This window comes from Gordonia rubripertincta (assembly GCF_038024875.1).
GTDB classification, from domain to species: Bacteria; Actinomycetota; Actinomycetes; order Mycobacteriales; family Mycobacteriaceae; genus Gordonia; species Gordonia rubripertincta.
Window position 1 is genome coordinate 3,305,616 of sequence record NZ_CP136136.1, and the last position, 26,301, is coordinate 3,331,916.

General features: G+C 69.1%; 26 protein-coding genes, 1 tRNA gene and 1 pseudogene. 18 read left to right on the forward strand and 10 right to left on the reverse strand.

The annotated features are described in order from the left end of the window. Nucleotides 1–12: 12 nt before the first annotated feature. Nucleotides 13–966 carry a hypothetical protein gene (locus tag RVF83_RS15040; RefSeq protein WP_005199900.1) on the reverse strand — a complete coding sequence of 318 codons (954 nt, stop codon included), beginning with the start codon at nucleotides 964–966 and terminating at the stop codon, nucleotides 13–15. A 228-nt stretch (nucleotides 967–1,194) separates the two neighbouring features. Continuing rightward, nucleotides 1,195–1,677, reverse strand: a complete 483-nt coding sequence (gene mce / locus RVF83_RS15045) for a methylmalonyl-CoA epimerase (RefSeq protein WP_005199899.1) — start codon at nucleotides 1,675–1,677, stop codon at nucleotides 1,195–1,197. Nucleotides 1,678–1,762: 85 nt separating this feature from the next. On the opposite strand from mce, the gene RVF83_RS15050 reads away from it, so the two are divergent. From RVF83_RS15050 to RVF83_RS15065, 4 genes are all read left to right on the forward strand, one after another. After that, nucleotides 1,763–2,965, forward strand: coding sequence for an acetyl-CoA C-acetyltransferase (locus RVF83_RS15050; protein WP_005199898.1), 1,203 nt, complete (start codon nucleotides 1,763–1,765; stop codon nucleotides 2,963–2,965). 70 nt (nucleotides 2,966–3,035) lie between these two features. After that, on the forward strand, nucleotides 3,036–3,431 hold the full coding sequence (locus RVF83_RS15055; RefSeq protein ID WP_035750918.1) for a DUF3817 domain-containing protein: 396 nt from the start codon (nucleotides 3,036–3,038) through the stop codon (nucleotides 3,429–3,431). Between the two features lie 106 nt (nucleotides 3,432–3,537). Beyond that, complete coding sequence (locus tag RVF83_RS15060) at nucleotides 3,538–4,707, forward strand: MFS transporter (RefSeq protein WP_005199896.1); 1,170 nt, start codon at nucleotides 3,538–3,540, stop codon at nucleotides 4,705–4,707. Nucleotides 4,708–4,766: 59 nt separating this feature from the next. Further along, complete coding sequence (locus RVF83_RS15065) at nucleotides 4,767–5,711, forward strand: tetratricopeptide repeat protein (RefSeq protein ID WP_005199895.1); 945 nt, start codon at nucleotides 4,767–4,769, stop codon at nucleotides 5,709–5,711. Between the two features lie 69 nt (nucleotides 5,712–5,780). Here RVF83_RS15065 and glgB read toward each other — a convergent pair whose 3' ends face one another. The 5 genes from glgB to RVF83_RS15090 all read right to left on the reverse strand — a co-directional run bounded on the left by glgB (nucleotide 5,781) and on the right by RVF83_RS15090 (nucleotide 14,368). Beyond that, nucleotides 5,781–8,066: a 1,4-alpha-glucan branching protein GlgB gene (gene glgB / locus RVF83_RS15070; RefSeq protein ID WP_005199894.1), complete on the reverse strand. Its 2,286-nt coding sequence runs from the start codon at nucleotides 8,064–8,066 to the stop codon at nucleotides 5,781–5,783. 1 nt (nucleotide 8,067) lies between these two features. Further along, nucleotides 8,068–10,068, reverse strand: coding sequence for a maltotransferase domain-containing protein (locus RVF83_RS15075; protein ID WP_005199893.1), 2,001 nt, complete (start codon nucleotides 10,066–10,068; stop codon nucleotides 8,068–8,070). A gap of 151 nt (nucleotides 10,069–10,219) precedes the next feature. Beyond that, on the reverse strand, nucleotides 10,220–12,328 hold the full coding sequence (locus RVF83_RS15080; RefSeq protein WP_005199892.1) for an ATP-dependent DNA helicase: 2,109 nt from the start codon (nucleotides 12,326–12,328) through the stop codon (nucleotides 10,220–10,222). 80 nt (nucleotides 12,329–12,408) lie between these two features. Next, nucleotides 12,409–13,026, reverse strand: coding sequence for an isochorismatase family protein (locus RVF83_RS15085; RefSeq protein WP_005199891.1), 618 nt, complete (start codon nucleotides 13,024–13,026; stop codon nucleotides 12,409–12,411). A gap of 34 nt (nucleotides 13,027–13,060) precedes the next feature. After that, nucleotides 13,061–14,368, reverse strand: coding sequence for a nicotinate phosphoribosyltransferase (locus tag RVF83_RS15090; protein ID WP_039880919.1), 1,308 nt, complete (start codon nucleotides 14,366–14,368; stop codon nucleotides 13,061–13,063). A 21-nt stretch (nucleotides 14,369–14,389) separates the two neighbouring features. Between RVF83_RS15090 and clpS the strand changes: the two genes are divergently transcribed. From clpS to RVF83_RS15145, 11 genes are all read left to right on the forward strand, one after another. Beyond that, nucleotides 14,390–14,713, forward strand: a complete 324-nt coding sequence (gene clpS, locus RVF83_RS15095; protein WP_005199889.1) for an ATP-dependent Clp protease adapter ClpS — start codon at nucleotides 14,390–14,392, stop codon at nucleotides 14,711–14,713. Between the two features lie 62 nt (nucleotides 14,714–14,775). Next, nucleotides 14,776–15,351: a DUF2017 domain-containing protein gene (locus tag RVF83_RS15100; RefSeq protein ID WP_005199888.1), complete on the forward strand. Its 576-nt coding sequence runs from the start codon at nucleotides 14,776–14,778 to the stop codon at nucleotides 15,349–15,351. Nucleotides 15,352–15,367: 16 nt separating this feature from the next. After that, entirely contained in the window at nucleotides 15,368–16,477 is a 1,110-nt protein-coding gene (locus RVF83_RS15105) for a P1 family peptidase (RefSeq protein ID WP_005199887.1), read from the forward strand. Nucleotides 16,478–16,626: 149 nt separating this feature from the next. Then, a complete protein-coding gene (locus tag RVF83_RS15110; RefSeq protein ID WP_005199886.1) occupies nucleotides 16,627–17,034 on the forward strand; it encodes a Mov34/MPN/PAD-1 family protein in 408 nt (135 codons plus the stop codon). Between the two features lie 2 nt (nucleotides 17,035–17,036). After that, on the forward strand, nucleotides 17,037–17,312 hold the full coding sequence (locus tag RVF83_RS15115) for a MoaD/ThiS family protein (protein ID WP_005199885.1): 276 nt from the start codon (nucleotides 17,037–17,039) through the stop codon (nucleotides 17,310–17,312). Between the two features lie 2 nt (nucleotides 17,313–17,314). Next, nucleotides 17,315–18,286: a PLP-dependent cysteine synthase family protein gene (locus RVF83_RS15120; protein ID WP_005199884.1), complete on the forward strand. Its 972-nt coding sequence runs from the start codon at nucleotides 17,315–17,317 to the stop codon at nucleotides 18,284–18,286. A 52-nt stretch (nucleotides 18,287–18,338) separates the two neighbouring features. Continuing rightward, nucleotides 18,339–18,974, forward strand: a complete 636-nt coding sequence (locus tag RVF83_RS15125; protein ID WP_005199883.1) for a rhomboid family intramembrane serine protease — start codon at nucleotides 18,339–18,341, stop codon at nucleotides 18,972–18,974. 14 nt (nucleotides 18,975–18,988) lie between these two features. Further along, entirely contained in the window at nucleotides 18,989–19,801 is an 813-nt protein-coding gene (gene murI, locus RVF83_RS15130) for a glutamate racemase (protein ID WP_005199882.1), read from the forward strand. 81 nt (nucleotides 19,802–19,882) lie between these two features. Further along, complete coding sequence (locus RVF83_RS15135; RefSeq protein ID WP_005199881.1) at nucleotides 19,883–20,647, forward strand: cyclic nucleotide-degrading phosphodiesterase; 765 nt, start codon at nucleotides 19,883–19,885, stop codon at nucleotides 20,645–20,647. Between the two features lie 45 nt (nucleotides 20,648–20,692). Then, on the forward strand, nucleotides 20,693–21,448 hold the full coding sequence (gene rph / locus RVF83_RS15140) for a ribonuclease PH (protein WP_005199880.1): 756 nt from the start codon (nucleotides 20,693–20,695) through the stop codon (nucleotides 21,446–21,448). Then, nucleotides 21,448–22,068 (forward strand): non-canonical purine NTP pyrophosphatase, encoded by a 621-nt coding sequence (locus tag RVF83_RS15145; RefSeq protein WP_005199879.1) that lies wholly within the window; start codon nucleotides 21,448–21,450, stop codon nucleotides 22,066–22,068. The genes rph and RVF83_RS15145 overlap by 1 nt, the downstream gene beginning before the upstream one ends. Here the strand turns inward: RVF83_RS15145 and RVF83_RS15150 are convergent. Then, complete coding sequence (locus RVF83_RS15150; RefSeq protein WP_005199878.1) at nucleotides 22,058–22,408, reverse strand: DUF3817 domain-containing protein; 351 nt, start codon at nucleotides 22,406–22,408, stop codon at nucleotides 22,058–22,060. The genes RVF83_RS15145 and RVF83_RS15150 overlap by 11 nt on opposite strands. Then, a complete protein-coding gene (locus RVF83_RS15155) occupies nucleotides 22,405–22,833 on the reverse strand; it encodes a hypothetical protein (protein ID WP_005199877.1) in 429 nt (142 codons plus the stop codon). Before RVF83_RS15155 ends, RVF83_RS15150 begins: the two co-directional genes overlap by 4 nt. A gap of 97 nt (nucleotides 22,834–22,930) precedes the next feature. On the opposite strand from RVF83_RS15155, the gene RVF83_RS15160 reads away from it, so the two are divergent. Further along, nucleotides 22,931–23,015, forward strand: a tRNA-Leu gene (locus RVF83_RS15160). A gap of 40 nt (nucleotides 23,016–23,055) precedes the next feature. On the opposite strand, the gene RVF83_RS15165 is transcribed toward RVF83_RS15160, so the two are convergent. Next, nucleotides 23,056–23,643 carry a hypothetical protein gene (locus RVF83_RS15165; RefSeq protein WP_005199876.1) on the reverse strand — a complete coding sequence of 196 codons (588 nt, stop codon included), beginning with the start codon at nucleotides 23,641–23,643 and terminating at the stop codon, nucleotides 23,056–23,058. A 340-nt stretch (nucleotides 23,644–23,983) separates the two neighbouring features. On the opposite strand from RVF83_RS15165, the gene RVF83_RS15170 reads away from it, so the two are divergent. Beyond that, on the forward strand, nucleotides 23,984–24,712 hold the full coding sequence (locus RVF83_RS15170; protein ID WP_005199875.1) for an HNH endonuclease family protein: 729 nt from the start codon (nucleotides 23,984–23,986) through the stop codon (nucleotides 24,710–24,712). A gap of 29 nt (nucleotides 24,713–24,741) precedes the next feature. Continuing rightward, a pseudogene (locus tag RVF83_RS15175) lies at nucleotides 24,742–26,300 on the forward strand (DUF7059 domain-containing protein). Nucleotide 26,301 lies beyond the last annotated feature (1 nt).

Genomic DNA, 26,301 nt, shown 5'->3' on the forward strand with positions numbered 1-26,301 from the left:
GCAGAACGCCGCTCAGGCGTTGGCGCGGGCCTCCGGCGACAGCTTGCGATTGAGCAGCTCGAGATCGTCGGTGTCGGAGAGCACCTCGTACTCGGAGTCCTCCGGCTGCGCCAGCAACTCGGGCAGTTCGGCGAGCTTGTCGCGGAGCTGACCCAGGTTGGCCGCGATCTCCTGACGCGCGCGATCGGCAGCCTGAGCCATCTCACGGGACCGGTTGAGACGTTCGCCGGCGATGTCGAGCGCGGTCTGCCGGATGTGGCTCGCCTCGTCGAGGGCACGCTCGCGCTGGTCGGCGAGTTCGGCGTCCTGACGTTCGCGTTCGGCGGCGCGTTCGCGGGCGCTGACCGCCTCGAGCTCGGCGACCTCCGCCTTCGCCTTGTCGACGATACGACGGGCCTCGTCGTTGGCCGCCTGCATCGTCTTGGTGTGCTCTGCCTCCATCGCCGCGGTGCGTTCGGCGATGAGACGTGCAGACTCGGACTCGTTGGCCGCGGCGGTCTCCTTGACCTGACGGGCGCGGGCCGACGCCTCGTCGACGAGCTTCTTCGCCGCCGTCTGCGCCTCGCTGCGGATGCGTTCGGCCTCGGCGGCCGCCTCGGAGCGCATGTCGGCGGCTTCCTGGCGTGCGATGGACAGGGTCTCGGCGGCTTCGGCGGAGGCCTCGGCACGCATCTCCGACGCCTCGTCGGACGCGAGCTGGAGCATCCGCGAGAGGCGCTCGCTCATTCCTTGAGCGGTGGTGGGCGGCACTGAGAGCTTGTCGATCTCGCGCCGGAGTTCGGCGATCTCGTCGCGCGCCTCTTCGAGATGGGAGGCGAGCTCGTGAGCGTTGGCGGTGGCGGCGTCGCGATCGGCGGCGAGAACCCGCAACTCGGCATCGAGTCGCTGGAGATGGTCGGCGACCTGCTCACGGTCATAACCGCGCATCACGATCGCGAAGGGCAATTGCCGTGCGGGACCTGGCATGCGGGCCAGTGTATCCGAGACGCCCGGAGGTCGAAGCCCGGTCGGAGTCGCGTCGGGGTGCGGTGTCGGCGTTATCGGCGACACGATCTTCGGTGGCGGCGCATGGACGACCACTCGGGTGCGCACGCGCCGCCACCGGCGTTCATTCCGGCGTGTGGGCCGGGTGCGATGCGGAAGGATTCATCAAGCGGCCGAACGGTTTTGGGTTCGGGTGGCGTGTCGAATCGGTCAGTGCGCTGCGTCGGCGGCAGGCTCGACGAGCTCGAGGAGGACGCCACCCGCATCCTTGGGATGGACGAAGTTGATGCGCGAGTTCGCGGTGCCTCGTTTCGCGGCGGGGTAGAGGACGCGGACGCCGGCCTCGGTGAGGCGGGTCATGACGGCGTCGACGTCGGTCACGCGTACCGCGAGCTGCTGCAGTCCGGGGCCGTTGCGACCGATGAACTTCGCGATCGTCGACTCCTCGTTCAGTGGCGCGAGGAGCTGGATGACGGCGCCACCGCCGGCGGGGCCGACCATGGCCTCCTCGACACCCTGCTCGGAATTGGTCTCCTGGTGGAGCGTCTCGAAGCCGAGGTGTGTCGCATACCACTCCTTGGCGGCGTCCAGGTCCGGAACGGCGATACCGACGTGGTCGATCGCGACGACCAGGTCGGAGATCACCGCGGTCGCGCCGGCAGAAGTGCTGGGGTCAGATGCAGAGGTACTCATGTCACAACGGTAGCGTTGAGGGGTAGAGCGCACAGAGCGGGCGCTCGGTAGCCCCTCGCACGACCACCCCCGGAGGTTCTTTTCCATGTCCTCGACTCCTGACAACACGACGGTCATCGTCGCCGGCGCACGTACTCCTTTCGGCCGCCTCCTGGGCTCGCTGAAGGACTTCAGCGGCGTCGACCTCGGTGCGGTGGCCATCCAGGGCGCCCTGGAGAAGTCCGGGGTCCCGGCCTCGGAGGTCCAGTACGTGATCATGGGCCAGGTGCTGACCGCGGGGGCAGGTCAGATGCCGGCTCGCCAGGCCGCGATCAAGGCCGGTATCGGCTGGGACGTCCCGACCCTGACCATCAACAAGATGTGTCTCTCGGGCATCGACGCCATCGCGCTCGCCGACCAGCTCATCCGCGCCGGCGAGTTCGACGTCGTCGTCGCCGGCGGCCAGGAGTCGATGACCCAGGCCCCGCACCTGCTGCCGAACAGCCGCGGCGGCTTCAAGTACGGCAACACCGAGCTCGTCGACCACATGGCCTTCGACGGCCTGCACGACGCCTTCACCGATCAGCCGATGGGTGCGCTGACCGAGCAGGGCAACGACAAGGACGGCTTCACCCGCGAGCAGCAGGACGAGTTCGCCGCACGAAGCCACCAGCTCGCCGCCGCCGCCTGGAAGAACGGCGTCTTCGACGACGAGGTCGTGCCGGTGTCGATCCCGCAGCGCAAGGGCGACCCCATCCAGTTCACCGAGGACGAGGGCATCCGCGCGAACACCACCGCGGAGTCGCTGTCGGGTCTGCGTCCGGCCTTCCGCAAGGACGGCACCATCACCGCGGGCAACTCCTCGCAGATCTCCGACGGTGCCGCCGCGGTCGTCGTGATGTCCAAGGCCAAGGCGGAGGAGCTGGGGGTGACCTGGCTTGCCGAGATCGGTGCCCACGGCGTCGTCGCGGGTCCGGACTCCAGCCTGCAGGCCCAGCCGGCCAACGCCATCGCCAAGGCCTGTGCCCGTGAGGGCATCGCCCCGGCCGACCTCGACCTCATCGAAATCAACGAAGCCTTCGCCGCGGTCGGCCTGGCCTCGGCCCAGCAGCTGGGCGTCGACGAGGACAAGATCAACGTCAACGGCGGCGCGATCGCCGTCGGCCACCCGATCGGTACCTCCGGCGCCCGCATCACCCTGCACCTGGCTCTCGAGCTGCAGCGTCGTGGCGGCGGCGTCGGTGCCGCCGCGCTGTGCGGTGCCGGCGGCCAGGGCGACGCCCTGATCGTCCGCGTCCCGAAGGCCTGAGCACACCGCTGAAGGAGACTTCTACGACACTTTGTCGTAGAAGTCTCCTGCGGCAGGCACAATGAGGAACATGCTGTCTTTCTTCGACCTGAGCACGCCCGCCAAGCGCTTCCGCCTCGTTGCCGTGGCGGAGGCGATCACCTGGGCGTGGCTGATTGTGGGGATGGTCCTCAAGCGCGTCAACGACGACCCCGAGGCCATCGCACTTCCCGGCGCCACCCACGGTGCCGTGTTCGTGATCTTCGTGATCGTCGCCCTGATCACCGCGTACCAGCTCAAGTGGAACGCCGTGAAGTGGGAGATCCCGCTCGGCGGGCGACGGATCGGGATCCCGATCGTGACCCTGCTGGCGCTCGTCTCGAGCATCCCGCCCTTCGGCACGATCGTCTTCGAGTGGTGGGCCAAGCGCAACGGCCACCTCGCCGAGCTGTCGGCCGGGCAGTCACCGCAGCAGGCCCCCGCCTGACACGGGCGCCTGATCCGGAGGTAGTCCGCTGATCGTCGCAACCGAACTCCGCCGCTCCCGGCGGGCGGTCGCCACGGTCTTCGCTCTCAACGGTTTCCTCGCCGCGATGTGGGTGGCACACATCCCGGTCATCAGCGACCGTGCCGACGTCGGACACGACGAACTCGGCGGCCTGTTGCTGCTGCTCGGCGGTTCCGCCTTCGTCGGGATGCAGGTGTGCGGCCCCCTCATCGACCGCTGGGGTTCGAGACCGCTGACCATCGGTGCCGCCCTGCTCCTGTCGGGTGTCATCGTCATGCCGGTCCTGGCCGTCGACACGCTCACCCTCGGCGCAGCACTCGCCGCCTTCGGCTTCGCGAACGGGTGCCTCGACGTCTCGATGAACGCCCAGGCGGTCGCGGTCGAACGCACCTACCGCCGACCGATCATGTCGTCGTTCCACGGGTTCTTCTCGGCCGGCAGCCTCGTCGGCTCCGGTGTGGTCGCCGCGACGCTGTGGGGTGAAGTCGGTGTCGTGCCGACCGTCACCTGTGCGGCGATGGCGGGTTTCGTGGTGGTCGCCGCGGTGGCGCGTCACCTCGTCGGCCACGGCGAGACCCCCGCGGCGAGCCCATCGTCGGATGATGCGTCGGACTCCGGCACCGTGTCCTGGTGGCACGCCATCGACCGGCGTCGGCTGGCGCTCCTCGCGGTCGTCGCCTTCGGGCTGATGCTCGCCGAGGGCACCGCCTACGACTGGAGCGCCCTGCACATCGTCGAGAGCCACGGGACCAGCGAGGCGATCGGCGCGATCGCCTTCGGCGCCTTCAGCGCGACCATGACCATCGCGAGATTCGTCATCGACCCGGTGGTCGCCGCGGTGGGTGCGGTCCGCGTGCTCCGGGTCGGCGCGCTCGTCGGCATGGCCGGCATGACGATCGCGATCGCCTCCCCGATACCCGCCCTCGCGGTCCTCGGATGGGCTGTCTTCGGCCTGGGGCTGGCCGGCCTCATCCCGCAGATCTTCACCGCCGCGGGCAACCTCACCGAATCCGCGGGCGGACGGACGATCTCGATCGTCGTCGGCTGCGGGTATCTCGGCATGCTCGCCGGTCCCGCCGTCGTCGGGTTCATCAGCAGCCGAACGAGTCTCGACACCGGGTTGCTCGCAGCGCTGGCCGCGCTGCTTCTCGCGGTGTTCTTCGCCGGGGTCGTCCGCCCGCGCGAACAACCGGTGTCCGCGCTGGGCGAACCTCGGTCATCGAGCCCGGGTGGTCGTGCCACACTAGAGGAGTGACGCGACCAACCAATCGTCAGCAGGCCGCCGCGGCGGCCCGTCAGCAAGCTGCTGCCGCCATGGCCATGACCGGTGCCGTCGATCTCGGCGGAATCAAGGAGCGGGCCGAAGCCCAACGGGCCCAGTCCCAGCGGGCCCAGCGCCCCCAGGCGCAACGCGATGACACCCCGGGCCCCGGCACGCCGCCCCCGTCCGCGCCTCCGGCTGCGGCCGGTGCGAGCGTCATCGACGTCACCGAGGAGACCTTCGAGGCCGAGGTCCTCAACCGGTCGATGCAGCAGCTCGTCGTCGTCGACCTCTGGGCCGAATGGTGCGGGCCGTGCAAGCAGCTCTCGCCGGTCCTCGAGCGTCTCGCCGCCGAGTCCGCTGGCCGCTGGGTGCTCGCCAAGGTCGACGTCGACGCGAATCCCCGTATCTCGCAGGCCTTCCGGGTGCAGTCGATCCCGATGGTCGTGGCGATCGTGCAGGGACAGCCGGTCACCGCGTTCAACGGGGTCCGGTCCGAAGCGGAGATCACCGCGTGGATCGACGAGATCTTCGCGCAGGTCGGCAACGCACTGCCGGACGCCGCCGCCGGAGCCGCGCCCGAGCCCGAGCAGACCGATCCGCGCATGCTCGCCGCCGAGGAGAAGCTCAACGACGGCGACTTCGACGGAGCGCTCGCTGCCTACCGCGCCGTCGCGGAAGCCGAACCCGACAACGTCGAGGCGGCGTCGGCGGCGCGGAACCTCGAGTTCATCCTGCGCGCGCAGGCGCACGACCCGAGCATCGTCGAGACCGCGTCGCCGCGCGACATCGACGCCCAGCTCGCGGCCGCGGACGTTCTGCTGCTGTCGCAGCAGCCCGAGGCGGCCTTCGACCGCATCATCGACGTGGTCCGCGTGACCCACGGTGAGGAGCGCACCCGCGCCCGGACGCGGCTTCTCGAGCTGTTCGAGCTGTTCGATCCGGCCGAACCCTTCGTCGTGTCCGCGCGGCGGAAGCTGGCCAGCGCGCTCTACTGACCGGCAACCCGGACGTTTCGGCAAACCCAGCATCTCCGTGATGCTGGGTTTGCCTATAACGGGATGGGTTCACGGACGGCGGGGAGCCAGCCAGATGGCGGAGTTGGCCGGCAGCATGACCCGGGCCGACGTGGGGCGTCCGTGATACGACGGCCCGTCGGCGGTCACTGCCCCCAGGTTGCCGCGGCCGGCACCGCTGTAGGCGTCGGCGTCGGTGTTCAGGATCTCCTCCCACACCCCGCCCTGCGGCAGACCGACCTGGTAGTCGGCGCGGTCCGAGCCGGAGAAGTTGAAGATGCAGGCGACGACCGACCCGTCCTCCCCGAACCGCAGGAAGCTGATCACGTTGTTCGCGGTGTCGTTGGCGTCGATCCACTCGTAGCCCAGGGGTGTGATGTCCTGCGTGTAGAGCGCCGGGGACGCCTGGTAGATCCGGTTGAGGTCGGTGACCAGCGCCGAGATCCCGGAATGCAGTTCACCCTCCCAGCCCTCGAGCTGATGCCAGTCGAGGCTGCGGTTGTCGGCCCATTCGCCGACCTGGCCGAACTCCTGACCCATGAACAACAGCTGCTTGCCGGGGTGCGACCACATGTAGGCGAGGTAGACGCGCGCGCCGGCGGCCTTGGTGAAGGAGTCGCCGGGCATCCGCGTCCAGAGCGTGCCCTTGCCGTGGACCACCTCGTCGTGCGACAGCGGCAGCACGAAGTTCTCACTCCACGCGTACATCAGCGAGAACGTGATCTCGTGGTGGTGGAAGCTGCGGTGGATCTGATCCCGCGACAGGTAGTCGAGGCTGTCGTGCATCCAGCCCATGTTCCATTTGAAGCTGAAACCCAGGCCGCCGAGATCGGTCATCCGGGTGACGCCCGGCCAGGCGGTGGACTCCTCGGCGACGGTGATGACGCCGGGGAAGTGTTTGTGGACCGTCGCGTTGGTCTCTTGCAGGAATTGCACCGCCTCGAGGTTCTCGCGGCCGCCGTGGATGTTGGGTCGCCACTGTCCGTCGGGGCGTGAGTAGTCGAGGTAGAGCATCGACGCGACGGCGTCGACGCGCAGTCCGTCGATGTGGAACTCGCTGAACCAGAACAGCGCGTTGGCGACCAGGAAGTTGCGGACCTCGTGGCGGCCGAAGTCGAAGACGTAGGTGCCCCAGTCGAGTTGTTCGCCGCGCATCGGGTCGGCGTGCTCGTAGAGCGGGGTGCCGTCGAAGCGCGCCAGGGCCCATTCGTCCTTGGGGAAATGCGCGGGAACCCAGTCGACGAGCACCGCGATACCGCGCGAATGCAGGTGGTCGACGAGATAGCGGAAGTCGTCGGGGGTGCCGAACCGGGCCGTCGGCGCGTAGTACGACGTCACCTGGTAACCCCACGAACCGCCGAAGGGGTGCTCGGCCACGGGCAGGAATTCGACGTGTGTGAAGCCCTTCTCGACGACGTAGTCGGCGAGCTGATGAGCGAGCTCGCGGTAGCCCAGGCCCTGTCGCCACGACGCCAGGTGCACCTCGTAGATGCTCATCGGCTCGCGCTCGGGTGAGGAGGCCTCCCGGCGCGCGATCCAGGCGTCGTCGGACCAGACGTACTGCGACTGTGTCACGACCGACGCGGTCGACGGCGGGGGTGTGGTCCGGTAGGCCATCGGATCGGCCTTGTCGCGGATCACACCGTCGGCGCCGTGCACCCGGAACTTGTAGTGCGCGCCGTCGCCGACGTCGGGGACGAACACCTCCCAGACACCGCTGACCCCGATCTTGCGCATGGGAGCCATGCGGCCGGTCCAGTGGTCGAAGTCCCCGATGACGGCCACACCGTGCGCGTTGGGTGCCCAGACCGAGAACGCGGTGCCGGTGACCTCGCCGTCGGCGGTGGTGTAGGAGACCACGCGGGCCCCGAGTGCCTGCCACAGCGCCTCGTGCCGGCCCTCGCTGAACAGGTGGATGTCGATGTCGCCGAGGCTCGGGAGGAAGCGGTAGCCGTCGGCGACGACGAACTCGGCGGTGCCGCCGGAACCGTCGGGATAGACGATCCGGTAGCGGTAGTCCATCAGGTCGGCGATCGGCACGGTGACGACCCAGAGGTCGTCGGTCTGGCGGGTCATCGGGTGATCGACGCCGCCGATGACCGCGGACACCGACAGCGCGTCGGGTCGCAGGGTGCGCAGGATCGTGGTTCCGCCCGGTGCGTCGTGCGCTCCGAGGAACGCGTGCGGCTCCGGATGGGTCAGCGCGTCGAGGCGGCGCAGGTCGTGACCGGTCGCCTTCGGGTCGGGGAGATCGGCTGCGGTGTCGGGGGTGTCGGCGCCGGAGTGCGTTTCGGGGTCGGTGGGGGACTCGGGATCACGACGATCGGTCACGGGCACCTCACTGGATTCGGTAGGCGAGTCGCGCGGCGGCGGCGGGATCGAGCGGCGGCAGGGCCAGGATGTGGGCGACCGCGCGCCACGGCTCGAGCCGGACGTAGTTGTCCTGCCCCCACCAGTACTCCTCGCCGGACACCTCGTCGCGGACCGAGAAGTGGTCGTACCACTCGAACCCGAGTTTGGGCAGGTCGAGCCACACGGTCGATTCCTCGGCGGCGAACGGGTTGAGGTTGATCACCACCACGACGCGATCGCCGGTCACCGGGTCGATCTTCGAGTAGGCGATCAGCGACGGGTTGTCCACGTGGTGGAAGTGGATGTTCCGCAGCTGCTGCAGGGCGGGATGCCGGCGGCGGATCTCGTTGAGCGAGGTGATCCACGGTTCCAGCGACTCGCCTCGGCTCGCCGCCGCCTTGTAGTCGCGCGGACGCAGTTCGTACTTCTCGGAGTCCAGGTACTCCTCGCTGCCCTCGGCGACCGCCACGTGTTCGTAGAGTTCGTAGCCGCTGTAGACACCCCAGGTCGGGGCGAGGGTCGCGGCCAGGGCGGCGCGCAGCGCGAACATGCCCGGGCCCCCGTGCTGCAGGCTCTCGTGGAGGATGTCCGGGGTGTTCACGAACAGGTTGGGACGCGCCTCGTCGGCGTGCTCGGCCAGCTCGAGACCGAACTGCTCGAGTTCCCACTTCTCCGTCTTCCAGGTGAAGTAGGTGTACGACTGGGTGAACCCGAGGCGCGCGAGCCCGTACAGACGCGCCGGCCGGGTGAACGACTCGGACAGGAACAGCACGTCCGGGTTCCGCTTCTTGACCTCGCTGATCAGCCACTCCCAGAAGTTCGGCGGCTTGGTGTGCGGGTTGTCGACGCGGAAGATGTCGACGCCCAGATCGACCCAGTGCAGGACCACCTTCAGCACCGCTCGGTAGATGCCGTTGCGGTCGTCGTCGAAGTTGAGCGGGTAGATGTCCTGGTACTTCTTCGGCGGGTTCTCCGCGTAGGCGATCGTGCCGTCGGGCTGGATGAAGAACCAGTCGGGGTGTTCGGTCGCCCAGGGATGGTCAGGTGCGCACTGCAGCGCGAGGTCGAGGGCGACCTCGAGGCCCAGTTCCCGGGCGCGTCCGACGAAGTATCCGAAGTCCTCCTCGGAACCCAGCTGCGGGTGGATTGCGTCGTGGCCGCCGTCCTTCGACCCGATGGCCCACGGCGAACCGACGTCGTCCGGCCCGGCGACGAGCGTGTTGTTGCGTCCCTTGCGGTTGACCTCGCCGATGGGGTGGATCGGCGGCAGGTAGACGACGTCGAATCCCATCCCGGCGATGCGGGGGAGGTCCTCGGTGGCGGTGAGGAAGGTGCCGTGGACCGGATTGCCCTCGCCGTCCCAGCCGCCAGTGGAGCGGGGGAAGAACTCGTACCAGGACCCGAAGAGGGCGCGGGTGCGGTCGACCCACACGCGGTAGGTGCGGCTTTTGGTGACCAGCTCGCGGACCGGGTTGTCGTGGAGCAGTTCGACGACCTCCTCGGAGATCGCCAGGCTCACCCGGTTCTCGACCCGGCGGCGTCGGGCGCGGAGCAGACGTACGGCGTCGAGCAGGAGTTCGCGGTTCTCGTCGACGATGTCCTCGGCGGCGCGCTCGAGGATGCGGGCGCCGATCTCGACATCGTTGGCCAGATCGGCGGCGCCCTGACCGGCGTCGAGTTTCTTGGTGACCGCCGAACGCCAGGTGGTGTACGGGTCGCTCCAGGCCTCGATGCGGTACGACCAGAACCCGACCGTGTCGGGGACGAACGCGGCGTTGAACGTGTCCGGTTCGGGCGACGGCGTCATACGGATGTCGATGACCCCGCGTTGCGGTGCCTCGATGTGCAAGGTGACGCCGATCGCGTCGTGACCTTCGCGCCACGCGGTGGTGCTGACCGGGAAGAACTCTCCCACAACGGCTTTCGCGGGCTGTTGCCCTGCGGAGACGAGGGGTGCGATGTCATCGATACCCATGCGCCCGATCACTCGAAGCCTCCTCTCGTCAGCTCCCGCGACTGGCCAGGGTGCGTTGTCGGTCTCGCCTGCGTTGGTTTCACCGCTACCCAACCTAGTGCCCCGCGTAGGCGATTGTCTTGTCGTACGCGGTCCTCGTGTCGGGTGTCTCCCCGCGGGCCGATCAACCCACCGGACGGGGTGCCTTGGTGAGCCGGCTGAGCGCCGAGCGGACGACCGCCGGGTCGGTGGTCCGCCACATCGGCGGCAGGGAGGCGAGCAGATAGCCCCCGTAACCCGCCGTGGCCAGTCGTGAGTCGAGCACTGCGACGACGCCGCGGTCGTCGACCGAACGCAACAATCGGCCCGCACCCTGCGCGAGCAGCAGCGCCGCATGGTTGGCCGCGACGGACAGGAAGCCGTTGCCGCCCCGGGCGTCGACCGCGCGTTGCCGTGCGGTCAGCAGGGGATCGTCGGGGCGGGGGAACGGGATGCGGTCGATGAGCACCAGGCTCAGCGAGGGCCCGGGCACGTCGACGCCCTGCCACAGCGACAGCGTGCCGAACAGGCACGTCTCGGGGTCCTCGGCGAAGCGTTTGACCAGCGTCGAGGTGGTGTCGTCGCCCTGGCACAGCACCGGGTACTCGCAACGTTCGCGGATTGCCTCGGCCGCCTCGCGGGCGGCGCGCATCGAGGAGAAGAGTCCCAGCGTGCGACCCCCGGCGGCGTCGACGAGCTGGGCGATCTCGTCCATCGTGCGCGGCGCGATGCCCGAACGATCGGGACGGGGCAGGTGCCGGGCCACGTAGAGGATCGACGACTTCGGGTAGTCGAACGGGGAGCCGGCGTCGAGGCCCGTCCAGCGGGCCGACCCCGTATCGGAGGGCACCGCCTTGCCGCTGGCGGTGATGTTGCGCGAGGCCGCAGGGTCGGTGGTCGGGTCGTCGCCCGGCTCGTCGGCGGCGGGACGGTCGGTGCCGCGTCCGGAGGCGGGCAGGCCCCACGTTGCCGCCAGGGCGTCGAAGGAGCCGCCGATCGTCAGGGTGGCGGAGGTCAGGACGACCGTCGAGTTGGAGAACAGCGACGCCCGCAGGAGGCCACCGACCGACAGCGGCGCGATGTGCAGTACCGGCCGGGGCTCGGCACCCCGCCGCGAGGTGTCGAGACCGACCCACACCACGTCGCGCCGCTTGGACTCGTCGGGTTCATCGAAGGCGCCGAGGACGCGCACGACCGTGTCGTGCATGTCGTCGAGCGAGGTGAGGGCCGCCGACCGCGCCGCGGCCGCGCCGTCGTCACCGACTCCGGGCGCGCGCACCGGGCCGATCGCGGTCCGGGTCTGCCACAACCGGTCACGCAACATCACCAGCACCGAGGTCGCGTCGGGAGGCAGCTGCGTCCACTGCGTCTTCGGGGCCGTCTCCAGGAGTTCGCCGAGCTGCTCACCGGCGCCGAGGAGAGCGTCGGCCGTCTCCTCGTCGACGAGTTTCCCGACGCGACGGGAGACGAGCGCGATCGACGACGCGGACAGTTCGTCGGTCGCCACCGAGGTCATCCGGTCCACGAGCTCGTGGGCCTCGTCGATGATCACGACGTCGTGTTCGGGCAGAACGTTGGCCGGACTCGTCGCATCGATGGCCAGGAGCGCGTGGTTGGTGACGACGACGTCGACCTTCCCGGACTGTCGACGGGCCTGCTCGGCGAAGCAGTCCTCGCCGTAGGAGCAGTTGGCGGCGCCGAGGCACTCGCGCGCGGACACGCTGACCTGGCGCCAGGCACGGTCGGCGACGCCGGGGACGAGGTCGTCGCGGTCGCCGGTCTCGGTGTCGCTGCTCCACTCGCGCAGCCGGGTGACCTCGCGTCCGGTGCGGGACAGTTCGAACGGATCGAACAGCTCGGTGTCCGGCTCGTCGGCGGCCCCGGAGTGGATCTTGTTGAGGCACAGATAGTTTCCGCGACCTTTGAGGATCGCGAAGGTCGGCTTGCGGCCGATCGGCTTGGCGAGCGCTCCGGCGAGACGGGGGAGGTCGCGCTCGATCAGCTGCCGCTGCAGCGCGATGGTCGCCGTCGACACCACGACTGTCCGGCCGGTCTCCACCGCGTGGCGGATCGCCGGCACCAGGTACGCCAACGACTTTCCGGTACCGGTGCCGGCCTGTACGGCGAGATGCTCGCCGGTGTCGATGGCGTGTGCGACGGCGGAGGCCATCGCGACCTGACCGTCACGTCGACGACCGCCGAGCGCGGAGACCGCGGTGTCGAGCAGTTCGGTCACCGGGGGAGTGTTGGGCATGTGGTGTTCCGGGGTCCTCGTTCGAGATGGTGCGAGATGGGCTGTGTGTTTCAGACGGATCCGCGGGCTCTGCGGTTCCCTCAGGCCTGATTCGTGCCGTACGAACCGTCGTAGAGCAGGTCGCCCACGAGTTCGACCCCGGCCTCACGCATGCTCGACAGCGCGTCGGACGTGGTCTCCGCGCCGACACCCGCGGTGAAGTTGAGCAGCACCCGTGTCGTGAAGCCCGCCTTCACCGCATCGAGTGCGGTGGCGAGGACGCAGTGATCGGTGGTGAGCCCGGCGATGTCGATCGACGAGATCTTGTGCGCGTGCAGCCACTGCTCGAGCGTGGTCCCGTCGTCGGTGGTGCCCTCGAAACCGGAATAGGCGGCGTCGTATTCGCCTTTGGAGAAGACCTCTTCCGCTGCGGCCGAATCGAATTCGGGATGGAACGCGACACCGTCGGTGCCGACCACGCAATGTGGCGGCCAGGTGTCGACGTAGTCGGGGTCGTCGGAGAAGTGCGCGCCCGGATCGATGTGGTGATCGCGTGTCGCGACGACGGTCCGGTACTCGCCGAGGATCTTGGTGATCGCACGGGCGACCGCGGCACCGCCGTTGACCGCGAGGGAGCCGCCCTCGCAGAAATCGTTCTGGACGTCGACGACGACCAACGCGTCGGCCGGCTTGGTGCCGTCGTTGCGTTCGCTGCTCATCAGGTACTCCCTGGCGGATCGAAGGGTGTGCTCGTCAGCCGAGCTGGTAGCGGGTCGGCACCGCCGGGTCTCCGTGAGAGAGGCCGAGGCCCTCCCACGGCAGGCTCACCAGCCCCGCCGCGAGGTGGGCGCGCGCGTTGGTCAGCGATGGCAGCGATGCCAGCGGCTCCCCGTCGCGGACCAGCGGTATCTGCAGATCCCGGAGGTGGAGACCACCGTCGGCCTCGGGGCGCGGCCCGTCGGCTCGGTAGACGATCTCCTCCACGATCGTCCCACTGCCCCGTGCGGCCCGCACGGCCGCCTTGGCCCCGCCGCGCGATTCCTTGTGGCTCGACCGCTTGGCGACGGGTAGTCCGTCCACCTCGACGAGCTTGTAGACCATGCCCGCGGTCGGTGCGCCGCTACCGGTGACCAGCGAGGTCCCGACACCGTAGGTGTCCACCGGCTCGGCGCGCAGCGAGGCGATCGCGTACTCGTCGAGGTCGCCGGACACCACGATCTTGGTGTTCGTCGCGCCGAGGTCGTCGAGCTGTGTGCGCACCTGACGCGCGAGCACACCGAGATCGCCGGAGTCGATGCGCACCGCGCCGAGGTCGGGGCCGGCGACCTCGATCGCGTTCCGCACGCCCTGGGTGATGTCGTAGGTGTCGACCAGCAGGGTGGTGCCGATGCCGAGCGCCTCGATCTGCGCGGCGAAGGCGGCCTTCTCGTCGGGGCCGGCGGGTCCGGTGAAACCGAGGGTGAAGGCATGGGCGGCGGTGCCCGCACTGGGCACCCCGAAGCGACGATTCGCCTCGAGGTTCGACGTCGCGGCGACACCGGCGAGGTAGGCGGCGCGGGCGCTGGCGACGGCGGCCCGCTCGTGGGTGCGTCGGGAGCCCATCTCGATGATCGGACGCGACCCGGCCGCACTGACCATGCGCGCGGCGGCCGAGGCGATCGCGCTGTCGTGGTTGAGGATCGACAGGATCAGCGTCTCGAGGAGTACCGCTTCGGCGAAGGATGCCCGGACGGTGAGGATCGGGGAACCCGGGAAGTAGAGCTCACCCTCGCGGTAGCCGTCGATGTCGCCGGAGAAGCGGTAGTCGCGCAGCCATGCGACGGTCTCGGCGTCGAGGAACTGCTCCACGACGGCGATCTCCTCGTCACCGAAGCGGAACTCCGCGAGCTCGGCGAGGACGCGTCCGGTACCCGCCACGACGCCGTACCGACGACCGTCGGGGAGCCTGCGGGCGAACACCTCGAACACGCACGGCCGGTGCGCGACCGGGTGCCGGAGAGCCGCCGCGACCATGGTCAGTTCGTACTGGTCGGTCAGCAGCGCGGTGTTGTCGATGCTCACTATCGCGTTACCCTTGTCCTCATGGCGCCTGACGAAACTCGTGCGCACGAGGCTACCCCCGGCGGTACCGCGGTTGCCGAACCCGCGGTGGCCGACGGCGCGGCGGATCTCGACAAACCCTGGATGACCGTCGTATGGGACGACCCCGTCAATCTGATGCGGTACGTGACCTTCGTCTTCCAGAAGATCTTCGGCTACTCGGAGTCGTACGCCAATCAGCTCATGATGCAGGTGCACACCGAGGGCAAGGCCGTCGTCTCGAGCGGCGATCGGGACAAGGTCGAGGGAGACGTGCGCAAACTCCACGCGGCCGGCCTGTGGGCCACCATGCAGCGCGATTCATGACCCGGCCCGAGATGGACCGGCCCGGGACCGGACGTTCGTCGACGGTGGGGAGACACTGAGGCGTGCGCACCTGGAAACGCAAGGGCCGCGGCGAGTCGACCCGGATCACCTCTCAGCTCGACTCGCACGAGGCCGAGTTGCTCGCGTCGCTGGTCTCCTCGATGTGCGAGCTCCTCACCGAACGTGCCGACACCGCGCCGCAGGACACGCTGTCGGAGGTCACCGGTATCCGCACCGGCCATTCCGATGCGCCGGACGACGCCACGCTCGGCCGTCTGCTGCCCGACTTCCATCGTCCCGATCAGGACGAGGAACTCTCCGCCGAGGTGATCAACGGCCGCCTCAACTCGGCTCTGCGCAGCGTCAACGAACCGAAGATCATCGACGCCAAACTCGGTGCGGCGCAGGTGCTCCTGGACACCCTGCCGGACGGCGGCGGAGACCTCGCGCTCACCGTCGAGCAGGCGACGGCCTGGCTGACCGCCCTCAACGACGTCCGGCTCGCCCTCGGGGCGATGCTCGGGATCTCCGAGGACACCCCCGAGCGCCTGCCGCCCGACCACCCGCACGCCGCGCATCTCGACGTCTATCACTGGCTGACGGTGATGCAGGATCTTCTCGTCGAAGCGGTGATGTGACCTACAGTTCTCGGATGTGACCACCACTGGACGATCCGCCCGCACGGGCGACCGCATCACCGACGTCGCCGGGATCACCGTCGGACACCGTCATCGCGTCGACGCCGACGCCAAGGTCGCCGGCACCGCCGACGCACCCGACGGCCACGGCTGGGCCACCGGGACGACGGTCGTGCGGATCTCCGGGCCGGGCGCGATCGCGGCGGTCGACGTCCGAGGCGGCGGCCCGGGAACCCGGGAGACCGATCTCCTCGATCCGTCGAACACCGTGCAGACGGCTCACGCCATCGTGCTCAGCGGCGGCAGCGCCTACGGCCTGGCGACCGCCGACGGGGCCATGCGTGCACTGGAGGCCGAGGGCGTCGGCCTGCCTCTGGACAGCCGGGGACACGTGGTGCCCATCGTCCCGGCCGCGGTCATCTTCGACCTGCCGGTCGGCGGGTGGGACCACCGGCCCGACGCCGACTTCGGTGCCCAGGCCGTCCGGGCAGCAGACACCGAGTTCGCCGTCGGCAGTGTCGGGGCCGGTGCCGGTGCGCGCGCGGGTGCGCTGAAAGGCGGCGTGGGCACTGCGTCGGTGCGGATCGAGGCAGGTCCGGCGGCCGGCATCACCGTCGGCGCGCTGATGGTCGCCAACCCCGTGGGCGCGGTCATCGACCCGAAGACGGGCCTGCCCTGGGACCTCGGCGCGGAGGAACTCGAGGCACTGGGCCTGACCCGTCCCGAGGCCGCCGACATCGCGCGCCTGGCCGATCTCGCGGAGAAACACACCGTGCTCAACACGACGATCGGGGTCGTCGCCACCGACGCCGCGCTCGATGCGGCGATGACCCGCCGGATCGCCATGGCCGGGCACGACGGTCTCGGCCGTGCAATCCGCCCGGCCCATTCGCCGCTCGACGGGGACACCATCTTCGCCGTCTCCACCGGTGCGGTCCGACCGGAGTCGACCGACCCGGCATTCGCCTCACCACCGGGCATGCACGCCGACGCGGCCATCATCGCCGAGGTCTCCCGATGTGCGGCCGACGTCGTCCAGCGCGCGATCGTCGACGCCGTGCTGGCCGCCGAGTCGGTGGCGTCGATCCCCACCTACGCGGAGGCGGCGCCCTCGGCGTTCGCCTGAACGGCTCCTCGGGGGCACGCCGACGGTGACCCCGGTCATACATCGTGGCGGAATAGGCGTTCACGCCGGGGCGTTCCCTCTCGGGACATGCGCGACGACCTGTCGCCGAACCGTCGTGTCCATCGCCAGCAAAGGAGAACCGGACGCCGATGCTCAAGATCGATCAGGACCTCGTCGACGCGATGGTCGCGCACGCCCGCGCCGACCATCCGGACGAAGCGTGCGGCGTGATCGCCGGACCGGAGGGTTCCGACGACCCGCAGCGGTTCATCCCGATGATCAACGCCGAGCGGTCACCGACGTTCTACCGGTTCGACTCCGCCGAGCAACTGTCGGTGTGGCGCGAGATGGACCGTCGCGACGAGGAACCGGTGGTGATCTACCACTCGCACACCGCGACCGAGGCCTACCCGAGCCGCACCGACATCTCCTACGCCGGCGAGCCCGGCGCCCACTATGTGCTGGTGTCCACCCGGGACCCGGAGACCGCCGAGATCCGTAGCTATCGCATCGTCGACGGCACGGTCACCGAAGAAGAGATCGAGATCAGGAGCTGAATATGCCAGTCACCGTGTCCATCCCGACGATCCTGCGGACCCACACCGGCGGCGCCAAACGCGTCGAGGGTTCCGGCACCACGCTCGCCGCGCTGATCGACGACCTCGAGTCGGGCAACCCCGGACTCAAGGAGCGCCTCGTCGCAGACGGTAAGCTCCACCGCTTCGTCAACATCTACGTCAACGACGAGGACGTCCGGTTCTCCGGCGGTCTCGCCACCTCCATCGACGACGGTGACGAGGTGACCATTCTGCCCGCGGTCGCCGGCGGCTGCTGAGCGTGGCACGCTACGACTCACTCATCGACTCGGTCGGCAACACCCCGCTGATCGGGCTGCAGAGATTGTCCCCGCGCTGGGACGACACGTCCGACGGACCGCATGTACGGCTCTGGGCCAAACTCGAGGACCGCAACCCGACCGGCTCCATCAAGGACCGCCCGGCGTTGCGAATGATCGAGCAGGCCGAGCGCGACGGGTTGCTGCGCGAGGGGTCGACGATCCTGGAACCCACCAGTGGCAACACCGGGATCTCGCTGGCGATGGCCGCGAAACTCAAGGGCTATCAACTGATCTGCGTGATGCCCGAGAACACCTCCGAGGAGCGCCGGTCGCTGCTGCGCATGTTCGGCGCGAAGGTGATCTCCTCACCGGCCGCGGGCGGTTCGAACACCGCGGTGGCCGTGGCAAAGAAACTGGCTTCGGAGAACCCCGACTGGGTGATGCTCTACCAGTACGGCAATCGGGCCAACATCGCCGCCCACTACGAGGGGACCGGCCCGGAGCTCTACGCCGACCTGCCCGAGATCACCCACTTCGTCGCGGGCCTCGGCACCACCGGGACGCTGATGGGCGTCGGACGCTTTCTGCGTGAACGCAATCCGGAGATCGAGATCGTCGCGGCCGAACCCCGCTACGGTGACGAGGTGTACGGCCTGCGCAACATCGACGAGGGCTTCATCCCGGAGCTCTACGACGACTCGGTGCTCACCCGCCGCTTCTCGGTGACCGGTGTCGACGCGGTCGCCCGCGTACGTGAGCTGATCGACCAGGAGGGCATCTTCGCGGGCATCTCCACCGGCGCGATCCTGCAGGCCGCTCGCGGGATCGGACGCCGGGCACTCAAGGACGGCGTCCGCGCCGACATCGGTCTCGTGGTGCCCGACGCGGGGTGGAAGTATCTCTCGACCGGGGTGTACGAAGGTAGCCTGGACGACGCGGAGCAGGCACTCGAAGGTCAGCTCTGGGCGTGACCGGCCTGCCGGAGCGCCACCCGCAGAGTCGAGACCCGAAGAGAAACTGGCCATGACGTCGTACACCCCACCGGTCGGGCAGCAGCAGCAGCCGCGACGCTCCCGCCCGCTCTGGCTGCGCTCGCTGATCACCACCGTGTGCATCGTCGCGGTGCTGTTCGTCATCGAGCTGGTCGACGCGGCCACCCGTTATGACCTCGACTCCAACGGGATCGAACCCCGCCAGGTCGACGGCCTCGACGGCATCCTCTGGGCGCCGATGCTGCACGCCGACTGGGAGCACGTGTTCGCCAATCTCATGCCCGGGGCGGTGCTCTGCTTCCTGGTGCTGATGACGCAGCGGTTCCTCATCGTCACCGGCATCATCTGGGTGATCTCCGGCGTGGGGGTGTGGCTGTTCGCCGCGCCCTACTCGGTCACGGTCGGCGCATCGGGAATCATCTTCGGCTGGCTCACCTTCCTCATCGTGCGCGGCTTGTTCAACCGCGATCTGTGGCAGATCCTCGGCGGCGTCGTGCTCTTCCTGATCTACGGCTCCATCCTGTGGGGCGTGCTGCCGACCAATCCCATCGTCTCCTGGCAGGCCCATCTGTTCGGCGCGATCGCGGGCGTGCTGGCCGCCTGGTTCCTCGCCTCGCGCGACCGCAAACGCAAGCAGCACACCGCGACCCCGGGGGTGGCGTCATAGCCGCTTCACCCAACGTGCCCGTCTGGACCTCCGATCCCGAGGCGCCCATCGGGATCTTCGACTCCGGCGTCGGCGGCCTGACCGTGGCGCGCGCCATCATGGACCTGCTGCCCGACGAGGACATCGTCTACATCGGCGACACCGCGAACGGCCCGTACGGTCCGCTGACGATCCCGGAGATCCGCAAGCACGCGCTGGCGATCGGCGACGACCTGGCCGAGCGCGGCGTCAAGGCGATCGTCATCGCGTGCAACACCGCGTCCGCCGCGTGCCTGCGGGACGCGCGGGAACGCTACGCACCGATCCCGGTGGTCGAGGTCGTGCTCCCCGCGGTACGTCGTGCGGTCGTCGCCACCAAGAACGGCCGGATCGGTGTGCTCGGCACCGAGGCCACCATCGCCTCACGCGCATACCAGGATTCGTTCGCCGCCGCCCGCGACGCGGTGATCACCGCCGTACCCTGCCCGCGCTTCGTCGACTTCGTCGAACGCGGGATCACCAGCGGCCGCCAGATCCTCGGCCTGGCGCAGGGATACCTCGAACCCCTCCAGCAGGCCGGCGTCGACACGGTCGTGCTCGGTTGCACTCATTACCCGCTACTGACCGGCGTCCTGCAGCTCGCAATGGGCGACGAGGTGACGCTCGTGTCCAGCGCGGAGGAGACGGCCAAGGACCTCTACCGCGTCCTGACCGAGAAGGACCTGCTGCACCCGCACACCGGTCGCGAGGCGTCGCGCGTCTTCCAGGCGACCGGTGACCCGGAGATGTTCGCGAAGCTCTCCCGGCGGTTCCTCGGCCCCGTTGTCGGGGCTGTGCAGCACCTTTAGCCGAACCCAGGGGATCTTCGCCGCGTACTTGTGACCCGGTAACCCGGCAGCGAGTCGCGCGGGCATGGCACAGTAGGGCTTATGCGTCTCACGGTCCTCGGATGTTCGGGCAGTGTGGGCGGTCCGGGGGCGGCGTGCTCGGGCTACCTGCTCTCCGTCCCCGGCGAGCAGCCGGTGCTGCTGGACTGCGGACCGGGGGTGTTCGGCGAGCTGCAGCGGGTCACCGATCCGAACAGCGTCGCGGTGGTGCTCAGCCACCTGCACGCCGACCATTGCCTGGATCTGCCGGCCATGCTCGTCTGGCGACGCTATGCACCATCACCGGCGAAGGAGCGTGCCCCGCTTTACGGTCCGCCGGGTACGGCGCTGCGGATCGGCTACGGCTCGTCGGAGTTCCCGGGTCAGGTCGACGACATCTCCGACACCTTCGACGTCCAGGAGTGGCGCGACGGTCTCGAGGTGACCCTGGGGGGCATGCGCATCAAGGCGATGAACGTCAACCACCCCCCGTCCACCTTCGGGCTGCGCATCACCGGGCCGGAGGGGCAGGTCATCGCCTACAGCGGCGACACCGCTCCTTGCGACGAACTCATCGACCTCGCCGCCGACGCGGACCTGTTCCTCTGCGAGGCGTCCTGGACCCATTCGCCGTCGGAACGCCCACCGGACCTGCATCTGTCCGGGATCGAGGCGGGGGAGGCCGCGACGAAGGCGAACGCGCGGGCGCTGGCGATCACCCACATCGCTCCCTGGACCGATTCGACAGAGATCCTCGCGGAGGCCCGCAGCACTTTCTCGGGACCGGTCGACCTCGTGCGTCAGGGACAGGTCATCGAGCTGGCCTAGCGGTGGGTAACCTGCCGTCCGGCCACGGTCGTTAGAGTTGGAGCCGTGACCACACGAGCTGACGGCCGAGCCGACGACGAACTGCGTCCCATCTCCTTCACCCGTGGCTTCACCAGCCATCCCGCGGGATCGGTGCTGGTGGAGTTCGGGCAGACCCGCGTGATGTGCACCGCGAGTGTCACCGAGGGCGTCCCGCCGTGGCGTCGTGGATCGGGCCTGGGCTGGCTCACCGCCGAATACTCGATGCTCCCGGCGGCCACGCACGAGCGGAACAGGCGCGAATCGGTCAAGGGCAAGATCGGTGGCCGGACCCACGAGATCAGCCGGCTCGTCGGCCGCTCCCTGCGGGCATGCATCGACCTCGCGGCGCTCGGTGAGAACACCATCGCGCTCGACTGCGACGTCCTGCAGGCCGACGGCGGTACCCGCACCGCCGCCATCACCGGCGCGTACGTGGCCCTCGTCGATGCGGTGACCTACCTGCGTGCCGCCGGCAAACTGTCCGACCCGCAACCGCTTTCGTGTGCGATCGCCGCGGTGAGCGTGGGCGTCGTCGACGGCCGGGTGCGCCTGGACCTGCCCTATGAAGAGGATTCGCGGGCCGAGGTCGACATGAACGTCGTCGCCACCGACGCCGGTACCCTCGTCGAGGTGCAGGGCACCGGCGAGGGTGCGACCTTCGCACGGTCGACGCTCGACGCGCTGCTCGATGTCGCCGCGATCGGGACGAAAAAGCTCTTCGAGGCGCAGCGCGCCGTGCTCGCCGAGCCGTACCCGGGTCAGCTGCCGGGCAACGCCTGATGTCGAAGGTCCTGCTCGCGAGCCGCAATCGGAAGAAGCTCGCCGAGCTGCAGCGCGTCGTCGACGCCGCCGGGATCACCGGCCTGGAGATCCTCGGCCTCGACGCCGTGCCCGAATACCCGGAGGAGCCAGAGGACGGCGCGACCTTCGAGGACAACGCGCTGATCAAGGCGCGCTCGGGTGCACGCGCCACCGGATTGCCCTGTCTCGCGGACGATTCCGGGATCTCGGTGGACGCGCTGAACGGGATGCCCGGCGTGCTGTCCGCGCGCTGGTCGGGTGCTCACGGCAACGACCCCGCGAACAACGCATTGCTGCTCGCCCAGTTGTCGGACACCCCCGACGAACGACGCGGCGCGGCCTTCGTGTCGGCGTGCGCGTTGGTGCTGCCGGACGGGACCGAGACGGTCGTGCGCGGGGAGTGGCGCGGGACGGTGCTGCGTGCCGAGCGCGGACCGAACGGCTTCGGCTACGACCCTCTGTTCGCCCCCGACGACGAGCTCGCGGCCGGCCGGTCGTCGGCCGAACTCACGCCGGAGGAGAAGGATTCGCTGAGCCACCGCGGCAAGGCGCTGGCTCAACTGGTGCCGGCGCTGCGGGAGCTCGCCGCTAGAGGTTGAACTGCGCCTTCACTTCCTGGGTGCGCTTGTGCTCGAACCAGAAGGACAGGAACGGGATGGTGCCGGCGATCGCGGTGATGATCGTCTTGCCTGCGGGCCAGCGCACCTTGATGGCCAGGTCGATCGCCATGATCAGGTAGACGAAGTAGACCCAGCCGTGGACGATCGGCACGAAGTCGAGTGCCTTGTTGTCGAAGCCGTACGCCAGGATCAGCTCGGCGACGAGCAGTAGCAGCCAGATACCGGTGATCCAGGCCAGGACGCGGTACCTCAGCAGGGCCCCACGGACCTTCTCCACCGGCGCGGTGGGAGCAGAAGAGGTGGATGCGGTCTCGGTCACTGCGGGCCTTTCGATGACGGGGCGTCGGGAGTGTCTGCCGATCTGAGCTCGGCCAGGTAACGGTTGTATTCGATGAGCGCCGCATCCTTGACCGGATCGGGGTCGCCGGCGAGGGAAGACGCGCTCGGCGTCGTCGGGCGCTCGGGCAGGATGCCCTCGGGGATCTCGGCCGCGGCCCGCGCCTCCGCGGCGGCCTTGCGAACTTCTTCCGGGTCGCTCTCCAGGACGACGAAGCGTCGGTAGGCGTAGATCACCGCGACCGCGAAGGCGGGCCACTGCAACGCGTAACCGAGGTTCTGGCCGCTGCCGGCCGCCGACTCGAAGCGCGACCACTGCCACCAGGCGAGAACCAGACATGCCGCCGCGGCGACCACGGTCAGCACCACGAGCGCCGGCCGGTGCGTGCGACGGGGGGACGAGGACATACCTATCAAGGTACCTGGCCTGCGATGATCAAAACGCGACCGGTAGGGTGGTCGCGGTTACAGTGCGCGGTCCGGTTCGACGCCGGGAACGCACCGAGCGCGAGTGGCGGAATTGGCAGACGCGCTGGATTTAGGTTCCAGTGTCTACGGACGTGGGGGTTCAAGTCCCCCCTCGCGCACCAGATCTCGTAGACGTTGCGCGCCCATGGGCGCGCACTTGATCTACGAGACGCTCAGCAGTTCGACGGCGTCGTCGTCGGCGAAGACGATGTCGTGGTCGTCGGTCGAGATCGCCCAGCGGCGCAGACGAGCCGTGTGATCCTCGTCAATGCGTGCCTCGACGGTCTGGTCGCCCGGGGCGAGGTCGGCGAAGTCGTCGACGATCTCGCCCTCACGGGTGGTGCCGTCCTCGAGGGTGACCCGAACCCGCGACGACACGTGCAGGCCTTCGAGGTCCGCGGCGTCGGCGAGATCTTCGTGGGTGTCGGTCTCTATGGGCTTGTCGAGAGTTTCCTCGTCGACCGGGGCTTCTTCGACCGGGGCCGCGTCGTCGACGGCGGCGGTTTCCTCGACCGCAACGTCTTCGGCAGCGACATCCTCGGCGGAGTCTTCTGAAGCGGGCTCCTCGGCGGAGTCCTCTGCGGCGTCGACCTCGTCGGGGGAGATCTCGACGGTGGCGTCCTCGTCCTCCGGGGCGTCGACCTCGACCGTCGCGTCCTCGTCGGCGGCCTGCAGATCGGCATCTACGGCGTCGTTCTCCGTGTCCACCGCGTCGATCTCGCGATCGGCGCTGCTCTCCGGTGCGCTCATGGCGTTGCCGTCCTTCCGGTCAGGGAGTGATCTCCGGGTGGCCGGACGTGCCGAAGTGGCACGTTTGACCCGGTCGTAGGGGTGATCATACTGAACCGGAGGGTTGTCATCCCGAATGGGACCGAATCGTTGCCACCTCGGGATTGTCGTTCCGAAATCGTTAGGTGTCGGCGCCTCGACTCCGGAACGCCGACGACCCGCGAGCGACCACCGGCGAACCTCGCTTCGACCTGAAGACTTCGGCCGACGTCTGCAGGTCGAAGCGAGGTTCGCCAGTCACCGGGCACGTCGGCTCGGTGTCGGGGACGCGTGCAACGATGCCGGGGTGAGACGTCGGGCGGTGCTGCCGGGAATCGGGGTGGTCGTTCTCCTTGTCGTGCTCGGTGCACTGGGTCTGCTCCAGTGGGAGTCGGCTCCGGCGACAGCGCCCGCACCGGATACGGCTTCGGTTCCGTCGCTTCCGTTCTCGACACAGTCGCCGGGGAACCAATCGACACGCGCGCCGGTGAACCGGGCCCTCGTCGATCTCGACTCGCTGCCGGTGAAGGGCAGGGCGCCGAAGACGGGCTACTCGCGCTCGGAGTTCGGCACGGCCTGGGACGACGCGGTCGATGTGCAGTTCGGCCGCAACGGGTGTCGGACCCGGGAGGACATCCTGCGCCGTGACCTCGTCGACGTCACCCTGCACGCCGACGGGTGTCGCGTCATCTCGGGGACCCTCGTCGACGCCTACTCCGGCACGACCCTGCCGTTCACCCGGGGCCAGGACACGTCGGCGCTCGTCCAGATCGACCACGTCGTCGCGTTGTCGGACGCCTGGCAGAAGGGCGCGGCACAGTGGGATGCGCGTCGCCGTCTCGCGTTCGCCAACGACCCGCGGAATCTGCAGGCGGTTGACGGCACGGTCAACCAGCGCAAGGGCGCCGGCGACGCGGCCACCTGGCTGCCCCCGAACAAGGCGTATCGATGCACCTACGTCAGCCGTCAGATCGAGGTCAAAAAGGCCTACGGTCTGTGGGTCACCGCAGCGGAACGGGACGCGATGTCTCGAGTGCTGTCCGACTGCTGACGCGAGGGACGGAGCGACCCCGGCCGGTCATGGTGAGTAGCCTCAGGTGCGTGACGGCGCCGCATTCTCTCAATCATCCGCTGACCGACGATTCCGTCGTCGACGCCCTGGGTGCCGACCTCCGCGCCGCGGCCTACACGACCGACGGTGTCACCGAACTCCTCGGCGAAGAGGTCCACGCCGCCCTACTGCGCGGCGTCTGGTGGCCTGCGCTCGCCGCGACCGCAGCGGAGCAGCGTGACGGCGACCAGCGTGAGTCGCGACTCGCCACCCTCATCAGACTCTTCCTGCTCGGCTCGGACGAACCCGAAAACCACGTCGCGCAGGCGTTTCCGACAACCGGCGTCGACGCGCTCATCGCCCAGGGAGTTCTCACCCGGCTCGAGGACGGAGCGATCCGCGCGAGCCTCGACATCCGCCCGCACGCCGACGAGACCCACGACTTCCTCGTTGTCGCCGACCAGGACGCCGCCATGCGGTCGGGGCCCGTCGCCCGCGACCATGTACTCGGCATCGGCGGTGCCTCGATGTCCCTGGCGCGCGCCATCATTCGTGAACCGGCACAACGCGCCCTCGACATCGGCACCGGTTGCGGCATCCAGGCGCTGCACCTGAACTCGCACTGCGCTGAGGTCGTCGCCACCGACACCAACGAGCGGGCACTGGCACTGGCCCGGGCGACCGCGCGCCTCAACGGGATGTCGTGGGATCTACGCGCGGGCAGCATGTTCGAACCCGTGGCGGGGGAGCGCTTCGACCTCATCGTCTCCAACCCGCCGTTCGTCGTCGGGACCGGCAGCCAGGACTACATCTATCGCGATTCGGGTGTCGTTGGAGATGCGTTGTGCGAGCAGCTCATCGGCGAGTTGCCTGCGTACCTGAACCCGGGCGGCACCGCCCAGATCCTGGCCAACTGGATCATCAGCGACGGTGCGGACTGGCGTGAGCGGGTAGCCGGCTGGCTGGACGGCACCGGTCTCGACGCCTGGGTCGTCCAGCGGGAGGTCGCCGATCCGATCAGCTATGTGTCCCTGTGGCTCTCCGACGCCGGCGAGGATGAGCAGGCCGCGGCCCGACGCGGGGAGCAGTGGCTGGAATGGTTCGACGACAACGACATCGTCGCGATCGGCATGGGCTCCATCACCGTCCGCGCGCCGGAGGCGGGGAGGACCGGGAACCCGACGTCGTCCTCGAAGAGATCACCGGAGCGGGCGAAGAGGTCACCGGCCCCGAGGCGCAGGCATTCCTGGCCCGGCGCCGCTATCTGCGTGAGACCTCCGACGCGGAACTGCTGAGCAAGCGGCTGTCCGTCGCGCCGGTGATGCTCGAAGAACATTCGCTTCCCGGCGAGGACGGATGGCATCTGGTCGGGGCCGCGGTCCGTCGCCCCGGTGGTCCGGCCGCGGTCCTGGGCGTCGACGAGGTCTCCCGCGCTCTGCTCGCGGGATGCCGTGGGCAGGTTCCGCTGCAGACCCTGATCGAGTTGCTCGCCGGCTTCCACGGCGTCGAGGCCGATGCGCTGGCGACCGCGGCACTGCCGGTGATCCGGGAGGCGATCGGCCGCGGAATCCTCTACGAGGCGAACTGAG